Origin of the sequence: Undibacterium sp. Ji50W, from assembly GCF_049340445.1 — a bacterium.
In the GTDB taxonomy this organism is placed as follows: Bacteria; Pseudomonadota; Gammaproteobacteria; order Burkholderiales; family Burkholderiaceae_D; genus Undibacterium.
Genome location: NZ_JBMPOX010000015.1, coordinates 102,457 through 116,524, shown reverse-complemented (window position 1 = coordinate 116,524; position 14,068 = coordinate 102,457). Strand labels below are relative to the sequence as shown.

The following is a 14,068-nucleotide window of genomic DNA, read 5'->3' as shown; positions in this document are numbered from 1 at the left end:
GAAAAATAGCATACGCGATTGTCTTCTGAACAGCGATTTTAACCAATACGCGTCACAACAAATTACTGACGGATGAATCGCAGTTCTTCCTGATTGACACAACGATGCCACCAAAAAATAACAGACAGTACACGCCATAAATAGAATGGCTGACTTTGAGCCAATTGCAAGTAAGCTCTTTGCAGATGTACCAAGTCAATGAAGGGGCAATCCGCTGTTGCCGCAACAAGTAAAAATTCACGCTCATGCTGAATCAACCAATTCGTCAGCGGAAAAGGAAAACCCATTTTTGCTTTACGCCATACTACCTTCGAAGGTAACAAGTCTTCTGAAGCCTTGCGCAAAATCCATTTCAACCAGCCATTCCGGATCAAATATGACAATGGCAGCGAGAAAGCAAACTCAAGCAATCGATGATCCAGAAACGGTGCACGAACTTCAAGCGGTACACCCATGGCCGATTGATTACCAGAACGTAGCCAATAATTCATGCGCCAGTTCCCGACATTATCGATAAGTCTCTGGTTTATTTCTAGTGATGCGCCACCGCCCACACCACTCTGCTGCAGGCCATCCCGCAGTATTTGGGAATTTTGTTCTGGTTGCGTTTTTCCCTTTAAAATCCGTATACTCTGACGCAAAACCCTGGCAGGTGAAGCATGCATTTCACTGAATCTGGCCATCTCATTCATTACACTAAACCAACGTCCCTGACTTCCTAAATGCCTGAGATAAGGTCTGAAATACTCAGCATAGCCAGCCAGTACTTCATCACCCGCGGCACCGTTAATGCTAATTTTTATACCGTCCTCTTTCATGCGTTGCCAAATATTGTGATTGGTTAGCATGTTCGGCGCATGAAAGGGTTCGTCCATCAGAGCGACGAAATCATTCATTTGCCCTAGAAAATCCTCTGGAGGGGGGCGCAAGACCGTGTAGTCAACCTGTTGTGGATAACGTTCAGCAACCATACGGGCAAAGGGTTCTTCATTATTCTCTTTCCCCGGAAAAGCGACGGTATATGCCTTTAAAGAATAACCTGCACTGGCGGCAAATCCCACTAAAGCTGATGAATCCATGCCGCCACTCAATTCAAACCCAATCGGTACATCAGCACGTAAACGAATCGCAACTGCATTGCTTATAATATGTTTAAACTGCTGTATCGCATCCTGATCCGAAATCTCACCTGTCTGCATGCGAGATGCTGGAACAGACCAGTATGACTGAGCACTGAAATGTCCTTCCTCATCTATCCATGCATATGATGCGGCCGGAAAGCTGGAGACATTCTCGTAAAATGTCTGGTGACCAAGATCGCGATAACTGGATTGCACGAAATCGACTACTGCCCCGGTACGGATATCAAACGTCGCGCCACATGATCGCAAGCCCTTTATTTCAGAGGACCATGCCAAGCGATCATGCAGCCTGCTGACATACAGCGGAGCCTTACCAAGGCGATCACGCGCCAATAAAATCGCATTACGATTTGCATCATATAAACTCAATGCCCAAAACCCGTTAAGTTTTGCAAAACACTGCACGCCCCAGCATTGATAAGCACAGACTAAAACTTCTGTATCTGAAGATGTATGAAACTGGACTCCCTGCGCTTGAAGTTCTGCACGAATTTCAAGGAAATTATATATTTCACCATTAAATGAAATGCAAACTTTTCGGTCGTCAGACCAAAAAGGTTGATGGCCCGCAGTCGATATATCGATAATCGAGAATCGCAAGTGACCAAATGCAGCCCAGTGCGGATAATGATCATCAGAACGTATCTGCGGCATTAACAAACCTTTGGCAGACCGTGTAGTACAAAAGTCGACGGGGCGACCACTACTGGCAGCAATTAAGCTGATACCTTCATCATCCGGTCCTCGATGATGTATTGCAGAATTCATCGCCACGATTTTTCTGACGCTATCCTCCATCCGGTGATGATGCATCTGGTAACCTGAAACTCCGCACATCACTCATTTCCCTTTCGTCAAGGTGATCAATTCATTCAAATAGCCACGGCAAAATACCGCGATATTGCCAACATATATTATCGCACCGCATCCAATGAGGCAAAACAACCTGAAGGTATTGTCGACCCGGGTTAAGAAATAGCTATCCAGTGCCCACAAAAAAAAGGACATGACAGCACCGGAAATTAAAAATGGCCTGACGGTCGATAAAAAATCTCCCACACGCATATCAATCAGCTTTGAGCGTAAATAAAAATCTACTGGCATGACAAAAACCGCCGTTGCCACCAACAGTGCCCACGCGATGCCTACAATACCGAACAGACTACCTACATAGAGTGCAACAATATACATCGTCAGTCCATACACGTTCATCCAGAACCCCAAATCCGCACGCCCTTTTGCCAGTAAAATGCTGCCGAGTAGATTTCCAAACGAATACAATATGCCAATAAAAGACAGCACTTTCAAGACGTCTGCGCTGGGTAGCCAGCGCGCTCCAAACAGGAATTGAATCAAGGGGCCTGCCGTACTGGCCATACCAAAGTAGACAGGGACGGCGACTAAAGCAATGCCGGAAATAATGAAATGATAGCCGCGCCGAATTTTTTGATTGTCGGTCTGCACTTGTGCAAACAAGGGGAAGCTAACCCGCGAAATGGCTGCACTCATTGCAGAAAACGGTTTGATCATTAATTGCGATGCGACTGAATACATACCCAGAGCATCCGCTCCCAACAACCTGCCAACCAGCAGTTTATCGATGTTCATATAAATCAAATTAAGGATGCGCTCACTCATCTGATATCCACCGAATAAGAGATAAGGTTTAACATCTTGAAAACTGAAGTGCCAATGGGGCAACCAACGCTTACGTCCCAACAACACCAGCAGACAGGATTTCAAAGATGCGGAAATCAGCAATCCCCAGATAACAGATCTTGCCTTTTCTCCACAATAAGCAGCGCCACAAACCGCCAGGGTACCTGATGACAATGCAATCATCTCGATGAGTGCCATCTGCTTAAAACGGAATTCCTTTTGCATCAGAGACTGAAACTGTTGTCCTACCGGGGCAATCAACATGCTGAGCGCAGCAAACCGGACAATGTCGATCAATTCGGGTGCATCATAAAATTGAGCAATGAAGGGCGCAGCCATGACGAGTAAGGCACAAGCTAAACCGCCAAATATCCAGCTTAACCAATACAGGCTGGATAGTTGCGACTGACTGGCGTTCTTAAAGTGCACCAGCGCGTTGCTCATTCCTGCATCCACGAAGCCCTGGGATATCGTACTGACGACAAGCACCAAGGTAATCAGCCCATAGTCGTGACTATTCAGTAAGCGAGTCAGCAGTACCAGTTGCAATATCTGGAGTAATGCTGCCACTGCAGTGGATAGACCTGACCAACGAACCCCTTGGTAAGCACTGTGTTTCAGAGAGGTCACTTAAACAAAAACCTTATCCGCCAAAAAAACGTTGTGAAATGTCACTTCATCTTTATCCATTGCTGTCACGATCCTATGGGATCGCATGCACTTTTCCACAGATTTATATTCGCCGTAATGTGAACAAACAGTTTGTGATTGATACCAATGCTTTTGGTGACACAGTCCATCAGTATCTTGATGTGTTTACTATTTACACCGATCTCCAGCACGCATCGGGGTACTGATTTTATTATCTATATCAGCGAGCAATTTTGATGCATCTGCCCGGCCGGGAGATTGCTTAAGATTTTTGCCATTCTTCGTACCATTCAAGCAGTTGCGGATCACGTAAATGGCGCTTGTCCAGTGTGCGCGTATCTCCAACTTTTTTCGCAGGGGAACCAGAAATGATGGCAAAGGCTTCAAAACTTCCCGCCACCAAAGCACCTGCACTGACCAAAGCCCCGTCCCCAATTTGGGTACCGGGCAAGATGATACAACCCGCACCGATAAATACATATTTCCCTATGCTGACCGGCGCAATGTCGTAAGCTACTTTTTCGTACTCAGGAATATCCTGATAGTGACGTCCATACAAACGAATCGCACAATGTGAACTATGTGTGAACAAACCACACCAGAATCCTACTTGGCAGCCCTCACCAATTTCAAGCCCACCTGTTCCATCCAAAATGCTGTGATGTCCGACAAATACATTATCGCCAATGGTGATTTTTTCAGGATGCTTCAGCACAACGGTATCGCTGATTCTTGTTAATTCCTGGAAGCTACCGTCAAAGTTTCGATATCCCCAAATCATTCGGGGTGCCTTTAATCTGCGCCAGGCTTGTGTTATTTTCTCACGTAAAAAGATCCGTAGTGACTTCGGTAGCAGCGCGATCAACAACGCCTTTAGCATCGCAAGGTTCTCCGCACTGCGGAAATGACATCCTCCACATCCTGATCTGTCAACTTGGGGGAAAGCGGAATGCTTACGGTACTATTCCCTATAGCACCTGCGTGAGGATAATCTTCAGATTTCCAGCCAAAACGCTGTTGGTAATAAGGATGCTCTGGCAAACTCAGATAGTGCACACCGACCCCAATATTCGCCGCCGTCATCGCATCCAGAAATTTATCTCTTGATATCCCGGATTGCTCTTCGTTGACTAAAATAGTGTACAGGTGATAAGCGTGCCTGGTTCCGGCTTCTATGGGTGAAGGGAGTGTGACAGGTAAATCGGCAAACGCCTTTTGGTACGCATTCCAAATCTGCTCGCGGCGTAACCAATTTTTTTCTACCCTGGCCAGTTGATGAATACCAATTGCTGCCTGCAAATCCATCATATTATATTTAAAGCCGCACTCAATTACTTGGTAATGTTTATAGCCATCGTCGCCAAAACGTTTCCATGCATCTTTACTCATGCCATGCAGACCCAGTACCTTGATGCGTGCAATATCTTCTTCACGCCTGGCGACGACCATGCCCCCCTCTCCCGAGCTGACATTCTTGGTTGCGTAAAAACTGAAACAGGAAAAATCCCCGAAGGTACCTGCTTTTTGACCATGGTATTCAGTTTCTATCGCATGCGCACAATCTTCGATCAATTTCAATTGGTGTTCATTGGCGATGGCAACAATCGCCTCCATATCGCAAGAGCGGCCGGCGAAATGAACGGGAAGTAAAGCGCGGGTTCTGGGATTTATCTTTTCACGGATTTTCGTGGCGTCGATATTCATACTGCGCGGATCCACATCTACCAATACAGGCGTGGCGCCGGCATGGATAATGGCATTGACACTGGCACAGAAGGTCATCGGGGTAGTAATCACCTCATCACCCGGACCGACACCGGCAGCCAATAAGCTTAAATGCAGTGCAGCCGTGCAGGAATTCAGGGCGGCGACATGTGGTACATCTTTATAGTTGGCAAAATCTTTTTCAAACTTTGCAACCTTGGGGCCAGTACCTAACCAGCCCTTATGCATGGAATCAATGACATCATCGATTTCATCTTGCTGTATCTCAGGCTGTCCAAAAACGAGAAATTCAGATTTAGAGCGGGCACGCATGACGATGAATCTCCGGTTTTCATAACATTGTTTTCACCAGACGCATTCAAACTGCTGCCTGGTATATTTTCAATCAGGCAAACACAAACTGAACACGGATACCCGCGACATCAACGATATCACCGTTCGCCAATGGCGACGATTTAGGATCAATATCCTTGTCATTCAGTTTCGAAGCAACATTGCCTTCAACCTGACGTATCACGTATCGGTTATCTTGACGCGTTATCGCCACCACCTGTTGCCCAGGTTTACCTAAGGTGGTCACCGGCTTACTGAGCACCATTTCCTTGCCTGAATTTGCTCCGTTAAGTACCTTGATCTTTGCTACCGTAATGCCTGGTGCTTTGATGGTCGACTGTTCTTTCACTGGTGTAGGAATTGCACTTTTCGCTTCAACCTGAAAACGCAATTTATATTTGCCGATATCAATGACGTCATCATGCTGCAGCAAATGCTTTTTGACAGGCTGGCCATTTACCATGGTGCCATTGGTACTGCCCAGGTCAAGCACAAATGAGCCATTCGAAGAAGTATCAACGGCGGCATGCTGGCCACTGACAGTCAGATGATCAATGACCACGTCATTGCTTGGCCGACGACCTATGGTCAGCCGTGATTTGCTGATTGTCAGTTCTTGTTGGACCAGACCATTAAAGGTGACGATAATTTTCGCCATAATCTCTCATCAATTCGTAAACCCCTGAACTACCGGGTAAAGGTTCTTTGCAACCAGGATTTGTTTTCTTCGCCAACCAATTTGAACAGGATAACCGAAATATTGTCGAGGCCGCCATGATCATTCGCATGATCGATGAGTGCACCGCAGCATAGCCGCATATCCGAACCGTAGCGATGAAGGATGGTGAGGATTTCATCATGACTGAGCATATCGGTCAATCCATCTGAGCAAATCAGGTACAGATCGTCATCCAGGGTATGGTGTATATGCAACTCTACCAGTAACTCTTCCTGGGTACCGACGGCACGGGTGATCAGGTTCTTGATGGATGAGAAACGCGCATCAGCCTCTGAAATCAAGCCTGCATTGATCTGTTCCTGCAGCACGGAATGATCTTCTGTGAGTCTGGTCAATTCTGCATCACGATAGCGGTATGCTCTGGAATCGCCGACATGGCCTAGCAAAAGCTTATCCTGCAGACAACAGGCGACCACGACCGTCGTCCCCATGCCTGCGCATTCGGGATTGGTTTGTGCGACCTGCAAGACATTCCGATTGGCAGACTCGATGGCCTCCGTCATCCAGCGGGCCATGGCGACCGGTCTGGGCCCCATGGAAGGAAACCACAAGCCATCCATTTTGGTACACAGGTATTCGGCAATGATTTGCGAAGTCATGGCGCTGGCCACTTCACCGGCGTTATAGCCACCCATACCATCAGCCAGGACGGCGCAGCCATAATCGGCACACACGACGATAGCATCTTCGTTATGCGCTCTGACTCGCCCATTATCAGACAAGGCGGCAAATTCTAAAACACGCTGGTATGGCATCAATAAACGGCTGACAAAAATTTTTGCAAATTAATCAACAAACATCAAACCACAAAACCGGATTGATTTTTCCTCTACAAGTTAAGCTTAACATTAAGGAAATCTATTTGCACTGGATATCCTCAGTAAATGCAAGCATAAACAAAAAGAGTCGCAAAATCTGCGACTCTTTTTAAACAACTATTTATACCCAAAAAACCTTACAGCATGGCTTTCAGCAAACGGGCCATTTCAGATGGGTTTTTGGTTGCTTTGATGCCACATTCTTCCATGATATCCAGCTTGGCTTGTGCCGTATCAGCACCACCTGAGATCAGCGCGCCTGCATGACCCATACGCTTGCCCGGAGGCGCAGTCACACCAGCGATAAAGCCGACAACTGGTTTCTTCATGTTGTCGCGTACCCAGTAAGAAGCATTGGCTTCATCAGGGCCACCGATTTCACCGATCATGATGACGGCATCCGTATCAGGATCATCATTGAACATCTTCATGATGTCGATGTGTTTCAGACCATTGATAGGGTCGCCACCGATACCAACGGCAGAAGACTGACCCAGACCCAGTGCGGTCAATTGACCCACTGCTTCATACGTCAGTGTACCGGAGCGGGAAACCACGCCGATACGACCTTTACGGTGGATATGACCTGGCATGATGCCGATCTTGATTTCGTCTGGTGTGATCAGACCTGGGCAGTTAGGGCCGAGCAATTTTGTTTTGCTGCCGGACTTTGCCATGCGGTCTTTCAACATCATCATGTCACGGACAGGGATGCCTTCAGTAATGCAAATTGCCAGATCCAGGTCAGCTTCTACAGCTTCCCAGATGGCAGCGGCTGCGCCTGCTGGTGGGACATAAATAACGGAGACTGTGGCGCCAGTAGCAGCTTTAGCTTCGGATACGTTAGCAAAAATCGGGATGCCTTCGAAATCTTCGCCAGCTTTTTTCGGGTTCACGCCAGCGACGAAACAGTTTTTACCGTTTGCGTAATCGCGGCACATGCGAGTATGGAACTGGCCAGTTTTGCCAGTGATACCTTGGGTGATGACTTTGGTGTCTTTATTGATCAGGATGGACATATCTGTTCCTTGCGATTATTAAGCTTTAGCTGCAGCAGCGGCAACAACCTTCTGCGCTGCTTCTTCCATCGTGTCAGCCGCGATGATAGGCAGGCCAGAATCAGCCAGCATCTTCTTGCCGATGTCTTCGTTGGTACCCTTCATGCGCACAACCAGTGGCACTTGCAGAGAAACTGCTTTGGATGCAGTGATCACGCCTTCGGCGATCACGTCACAACGCATGATGCCGCCAAAAATGTTGACCAGGATGGCTTTCAGACCTGGGTTTTTCAACATGATCTTGAAGGCTTCCGTCACTTTTTCTGCTGTCGCACCACCACCTACGTCGAGGAAGTTGGCTGGTTCGCCGCCAAACAGTTTGATGGTATCCATGGTGGCCATCGCCAGACCGGCACCGTTCACCAGGCAGCCGATATTGCCGTCGAGGGAAATATAAGCCAGGTCAAATTTGGACGCTTCGATTTCAGCTGGATCTTCTTCATCCAGATCACGGTAAGCAACGATTTCTGGTTGACGGAACAAGGCATTCGCGTCGAAGTTGAATTTCGCATCGAGTGCGATAACCTTGCCGGAGCCAGTCAGGATCAAAGGATTGATCTCAGCCAGGGAGCAGTCAGTTGCCATGAAGGCTTTGTACAAACCTTGCAACTGCACGCGCGCATCAGCGATAGAGCCTTCAGGCACGCCGATTTTGCGGGAAATGTCGTCAGCTTCAGCATCTTGCAGGCCATTAGTCGGGTCGATCGCCAGGTTGTGGATCAGCTCAGGATGTTTTTCTGCCACTTCTTCAATATCCATACCGCCTTCGCTGGAGGCCATCAAGACCACGCGCTGGCTGATACGGTCAGTCACCATACTGACGTACAGTTCTTTTTTGATATCTGCGCCTTCTTCGATCAGCAGGCGACGTACCTTCTGGCCTTCAGGGCTGGTTTGATGGGTAACCAGTTGCATGCCCAGGATGGCATTGGCGTATTCACGCACTTGTTCCAGGGATTTGGCGACTTTCACGCCACCACCCTTACCACGGCCACCGGCATGGATCTGGGCTTTAACGACCCAGACTGGTCCGCCCAGCGTTTCGGCTGCTTTGACAGCTTCGTCAACAGACAGGCATGGAATACCGCGTGGTACTGTCACTCCGAATTTGCGGAGGATTTCTTTACCCTGATACTCATGAATTTTCATACGACTTCCCTTCAGACACTGAGGTATAAATAATTAAACAAACAAACTAGCTGGGTGATTTCACGCTGGGCAAGGTCTTTGACCAGCGCGGGTAATACTTGACAACCGCAGGCCCATCAGTACGCAGGGCATGGCAGCGATCGAGTTGAAAAGGTTGTTCTGACTGCTGCTCATCATCGGTTGCGCCATCGCGGGTATCAATGACATCACCAGCGAAAGCCTGGACTGCTGCAGTGGGTAAAATTTGCGCCATTTCGGTTAAATGGGTACAGCCATGAATGCCGGACAGGCGTTCTTTCACGCCCTGGCGGAACTGCCGAAGCAGGTTCAGGCCGATCAACTTCTTGTAATCTGGAGCAATCGCTTCACAATAACCGGGGTAAGGAACCGCGTCAGAGGCAGCCTCGACATCCACAACATTGAGTTGCAAATCGATGGTCAGGCGCAAGCTGAGGTCGTGAAGGGCCGCGCCATTCGGGCGCGTGCCGGAAGCGAGAGTAATATCGCGTGGCTTATAATCAGTAATACGGGCGTCAATATCCCACAACCCATCATCGCGCGCGAACGCTTCGATCTGGATAGTACGCGTATGTTTCAAGGCGCGTCTGTTGGTGGACGAAGATAAGGGCATCATGCCTGCTGGCGGCTCATTCTGAATAAATAGCCACAATTGCGTGTCGTTACCGCAGTTTCTACGATAACAGCCGCTCCTGCGGCCCTGCAAAAAAACCAGCAGAGTGTAGCACAGACCTGCGCCGAACTCATCATACGACTACAATTTAAGCAGATTTCTGCCTAAGCTTATGCAAAAATATAAGTAGAAAATCAATATTTTTGTTGCTGGCATTACTACACATCAAGATAGTTTTGCTGTTATTGCAATTCTTCGTCACGCGGTGCGCGCATCGCAGCCTGGGTGGCGCGGCTGGAAAAGCCTCTTTGCTGCAAAAATGCCGCTTGCTTCATCTTTGCCTGATGATCTTGCGGCGGATGCGGGAATTTTCTGTGCAAGACCTGAATCGCTCTTTCCAGTTCGGATACTTTCAAGTCTTCTTTCACATGCTCTATATCCTGCGCATCCAGGCCATGGCTTTGCAATTCCGCCAGGATACGGTTATTGCCAAACCTGGCCTGACGCCGGTTCACCAGCGATTCAGAAAAACGCTCGCCGGACAGATACTTGGCCGCTTCCAGGAAATTCAGCACGCCTTCAATATCATCGCCCTCTTCCGCATAACGCGCCAGCTTGCGCTCCAGTTCCATACGGCTATGTTCACGCATGGATAAATAACGTAGCGCCCTGGCTTTCAGGCTGAGTGGAGGTCTTTTCATACTTTACAAACAAAAATGCCAGTCAGACAGCGCAAATATCTCGCGCCACCAACTGGCATGATTCAAGGACCTGGGCCCTGGACCCATGGCCGGCCAGGCTTATTCAGCCGTTGCTGCCGCCATCAACAAAGGCACGCCCAAATGCAAGCGCACTTTGTTTTCAATTTCAAATGCCAGCTCAGGGCGTTCTCTCAGATAAGTACGTGCATTATCCTTACCCTGACCAATACGCTCACCATTATAGCTATACCAGGCACCGGCTTTTTCTATGATCTTGGCATCGGCGGCCAAATCCAGAATCTCGCCTTCGCGTGAAGTACCTTCGCCATACATGATGTCAAAGTGCGCCTCTTTAAATGGCGGAGCCACCTTGTTCTTGACAACCTTCACCTTGGTTTCATTACCCACCACCTCATCGCCAGACTTGATGGAACCAGTACGACGAATATCCAGACGCACAGAAGCATAAAACTTCAGTGCATTACCACCTGTCGTGGTTTCCGGGCTACCAAACATGACACCGATTTTCATACGTATCTGGTTAATAAAGATCACCAGCGTGTTGGTACGCTTGATACTGCCTGTCAGCTTGCGCAAAGCCTGAGACATCAGACGCGCCTGCAAGCCAGGTAAGGAATCACCCATGTCGCCTTCAATTTCGGCACGTGGCGTCAAAGCCGCCACCGAATCGATGACCACCAGGTCAACACTACCGGAACGCACCAGCGCATCGGTAATTTCCAGCGCCTGTTCACCCGTATCCGGCTGAGAAATCAGCAAATCAGACAGATTCACACCCAGTTTCTGGGCATAACCGACGTCCAGTGCATGTTCTGCATCGATAAACGCGCAAGTACCACCCAGTTTTTGCATTTCAGCAATAACCTGCAATGTCAGCGTGGTTTTACCAGAAGATTCAGGACCGTAAATCTCAACAACACGGCCGCGCGGCAAACCGCCGACGCCCAGTGCAATGTCCAGACCCAGCGAACCTGTGGAAACAACCTGTACTTCTTCCACTACCTCGCCATCGGCCATACGCATGACCGAACCTTTACCAAACTGTTTTTCTATCTGTGCCAGTGCGGCAGCGAGTGCCTTTGCTTTTTCTGAGGCATTTTCTGGTTTCTTATCGTCCATACATTCTTTCATTCAATAAGCGGCGGGTGGAAAAATGAAGTGCAGGTTTAATTTCCTGCATTTTGCAGTACTGTATAAAAAAACAGTGATTTATGCAAGCGACTTTTTACATTGATTGTTGAACAAAGAGTTTTGCAGTTAAATATTAATAATAATGTAATTGTCGATGTTCATGCCATTGCCGCATCAAATCTGCCCGGTGAACCAGAATCAACGTGCTGCATTTTCGATGCCCAATGATTGCTGCGGCAGTGACTGTCTTGCCAAAGGCGGTAGGAGCAACTAGCACACCGCAATCTTTGCGTAGCACCGCGTTCATTGCTTCCAGTTGATCTTCGCGCAAGGTTCCAGAGAATCTAACATTGAGCGCGGCACCTATGGTGCGTGCATCGGTCAGCCGGAGTTCAATCTTGTTAGCCTTTAAGAGCGAACTAGCGTCCGGCAAACATCCGCGCGGCAAGGCAATGTGCTTAGGGTGATTTTCGGCACGGCCTATGATGCGTGGCTTGTCCCAAGTGGACATACGCATCGCCTGTGCCTTATAGAAATCTGGATTTTGAAACGCAGCCAGGCGAATCAATCGATTCATCAATGCCTGCGGCAACCCTGCTTTCTCAATGTATAGCTGGTCACCAATCGTAGCGACCACTGCTTTTGGCATCGTGCCGGTGAGCTTGATATCCGGTTTAGCCGCCTTGATCCAAGGTGTGTCTGCGTTCTCATCTGGTACTTCGGCGTAGGCAATGTCGAGAGGATGCCGGTCACCGACCAATTTTGTTAAGGTTGGCTCCAGCAAAGCCGCAGGCATAGGTTGAATACTGCCTAGATAAGCCCATTGATCTGCCAGCGGTTGGAGATTCTCGTCGACGAACACGCTACGCCCCAATTCTCTTGGGAGTTTTTGCAAAGGAAGTGCGATCAGGTTACCGAATCCCCCCTTAGGCATCGTATCTTGGTTAGGAAATAAGCGATCATATGAACTCAGCTTCAATTGCCTGATTCGGGCACAAGTGGCGCTGATTAACGCTGTGCCAAGACGACGCGCATCGCGTGCAAGGACTGCCCCATTAAAAAACAACCATAGATGCGCCCCTTCCCCAGAACGAGAAATTTCGAGTGCAGCAGGTAAACCATTAGCAAGGCAGGTCTGCAACACAGCCCTGGCATCTTCGCGCCAGTCAGCATCGTCAAAATCGATAGCTAAGAAATAACACCTGTCTTCGACTAGCAGGGGATAGATGCCAGCGGTTATTTCGCCCTTTAGATGATTGAAAATGACCTGGTTCGTCATTGGCACATACAAACTGTGCTGACAATCACTGCACTTGATACGCGGTTTTTCACAGACGCCTCGACGCCATTCATTGGCACAGACCGGGGAGTATCCCGCCTTACCAGTCTGGGTACTGGTCCATCGCACAGGGTAAACATCTTCCCGGCCACGAAATAATTTGCGGAACAATTTAACCTTCGCCTCTGGTGAAAGCGGTCCTGTAATCGTCACTTCGGAATGCAAATATCCTGTTTGATTAACATCTGCAACAGCGCCTGGAATAGCGATGCCATGTGTAGCCAGCAAGCGCTTGAGCATGTCGTTTTCAGCACGTAACTTAGCGAGTTCCGATTCAAGTTTTGACATGTGTGTGCTTTTGATCAACCGACAAGCGCAATTCGGTTACCGTGGGACTAAATTTTGCTATTTTAATTAATAACTTTTATGCAAGCATTCAAAATCACTGGGGCTTTATCCAAATACTGGACTAATCTGACCATATTTCATGCTTTTACGAAAGTAAAAGTGATATTGGATGCACTAGCCTGAATTTTGCGTAAAAAAGGGCGAGAATGCCGTAAGTGATTGATAAAATGCGAATTATCCCTAAAACACATCGATCGACACGAACACACCTTGCCCGACATAAATTCTACGCCAGAACAGCTGCGTTTTGCATCCATTCCAGGCCATAGCGTCCGCGCCGATTTCGCCGGTGGCGGCCTGTCATCCGATCTTGGTCCCGCGCTCTTGCGCGGGATCGACCTGCAGATTGGTTTAACCCGGCGCATTGCTACAGCCTTGCCTGATTGACGCCATCAGAGTTACGTCGACCATTCGTATCACGATCTCCTCACGCAGCGGATCTACCAAACTGCTTGTGGTTACGAAGACGGCAACGACGCGAACCGCCTGCGCCACGACCCCATGTTCAAGCTGAGCGCGGCCCGCTTGCCATTTGATGACGGCGCTGCGTTGGCGTCCGGGGCAACGATGTCACGCTTCGAACACGCGGCCAGGCGAGAACACGCGCTTCATTCGTAACCTCC

The 14,068-nt window shown here is 48.6% G+C and carries 12 protein-coding genes and 1 pseudogene; 1 reads left to right on the top strand and 12 read right to left on the bottom strand.

What is annotated here, in order from left to right; translation table 11 throughout:
• Nucleotides 1-62: 62 nt before the first annotated feature.
• From asnB to ACO0K9_RS19400, 12 genes are all read right to left on the bottom strand, one after another.
• Nucleotides 63-1,979, bottom strand: a complete 1,917-nt coding sequence (gene asnB / locus ACO0K9_RS19455) for an asparagine synthase (glutamine-hydrolyzing) (protein WP_422987739.1) — start codon at nucleotides 1,977-1,979, stop codon at nucleotides 63-65.
• A 3-nt stretch (nucleotides 1,980-1,982) separates the two neighbouring features.
• Nucleotides 1,983-3,431: an MOP flippase family protein gene (locus ACO0K9_RS19450; protein WP_422987738.1), complete on the bottom strand. Its 1,449-nt coding sequence runs from the start codon at nucleotides 3,429-3,431 to the stop codon at nucleotides 1,983-1,985.
• Between the two features lie 283 nt (nucleotides 3,432-3,714).
• Nucleotides 3,715-4,332: an acyltransferase gene (locus ACO0K9_RS19445; protein ID WP_422987737.1), complete on the bottom strand. Its 618-nt coding sequence runs from the start codon at nucleotides 4,330-4,332 to the stop codon at nucleotides 3,715-3,717.
• A complete protein-coding gene (locus ACO0K9_RS19440) occupies nucleotides 4,326-5,489 on the bottom strand; it encodes a DegT/DnrJ/EryC1/StrS family aminotransferase (RefSeq protein WP_422987736.1) in 1,164 nt (387 codons plus the stop codon). Before ACO0K9_RS19440 ends, ACO0K9_RS19445 begins: the two co-directional genes overlap by 7 nt.
• A 73-nt stretch (nucleotides 5,490-5,562) precedes the next feature.
• Complete coding sequence (locus tag ACO0K9_RS19435; protein ID WP_422987735.1) at nucleotides 5,563-6,168, bottom strand: FHA domain-containing protein; 606 nt, start codon at nucleotides 6,166-6,168, stop codon at nucleotides 5,563-5,565.
• A 29-nt stretch (nucleotides 6,169-6,197) separates the two neighbouring features.
• A complete protein-coding gene (locus ACO0K9_RS19430) occupies nucleotides 6,198-7,004 on the bottom strand; it encodes a Stp1/IreP family PP2C-type Ser/Thr phosphatase (protein ID WP_422987734.1) in 807 nt (268 codons plus the stop codon).
• Nucleotides 7,005-7,204: 200 nt separating this feature from the next.
• Complete coding sequence (sucD, locus tag ACO0K9_RS19425) at nucleotides 7,205-8,086, bottom strand: succinate--CoA ligase subunit alpha (protein WP_186947208.1); 882 nt, start codon at nucleotides 8,084-8,086, stop codon at nucleotides 7,205-7,207.
• Nucleotides 8,087-8,104: 18 nt separating this feature from the next.
• Nucleotides 8,105-9,289 carry an ADP-forming succinate--CoA ligase subunit beta gene (sucC, locus tag ACO0K9_RS19420; protein ID WP_422987772.1) on the bottom strand — a complete coding sequence of 395 codons (1,185 nt, stop codon included), beginning with the start codon at nucleotides 9,287-9,289 and terminating at the stop codon, nucleotides 8,105-8,107.
• A 31-nt stretch (nucleotides 9,290-9,320) separates the two neighbouring features.
• A complete protein-coding gene (locus ACO0K9_RS19415; protein ID WP_422987733.1) occupies nucleotides 9,321-9,905 on the bottom strand; it encodes a DUF2889 domain-containing protein in 585 nt (194 codons plus the stop codon).
• A 242-nt stretch (nucleotides 9,906-10,147) separates the two neighbouring features.
• Nucleotides 10,148-10,606, bottom strand: a complete 459-nt coding sequence (gene recX / locus ACO0K9_RS19410) for a recombination regulator RecX (RefSeq protein ID WP_422987732.1) — start codon at nucleotides 10,604-10,606, stop codon at nucleotides 10,148-10,150.
• Nucleotides 10,607-10,705: 99 nt separating this feature from the next.
• The gene (gene recA / locus ACO0K9_RS19405) at nucleotides 10,706-11,746 is read right to left on the bottom strand and encodes a recombinase RecA (RefSeq protein WP_422987731.1); all 1,041 of its coding nucleotides are present in this window, start codon (nucleotides 11,744-11,746) and stop codon (nucleotides 10,706-10,708) included.
• A 145-nt stretch (nucleotides 11,747-11,891) separates the two neighbouring features.
• Nucleotides 11,892-13,385, bottom strand: coding sequence for a TOTE conflict system archaeo-eukaryotic primase domain-containing protein (locus ACO0K9_RS19400; protein ID WP_422987730.1), 1,494 nt, complete (start codon nucleotides 13,383-13,385; stop codon nucleotides 11,892-11,894).
• Between the two features lie 279 nt (nucleotides 13,386-13,664).
• On the opposite strand from ACO0K9_RS19400, the pseudogene ACO0K9_RS19395 reads away from it, so the two are divergent.
• Nucleotides 13,665-14,045 (top strand): annotated as a pseudogene (locus ACO0K9_RS19395) (transposase); the annotation flags it as partial.
• Between the last annotated feature and the right edge of the window lie 23 nt (nucleotides 14,046-14,068).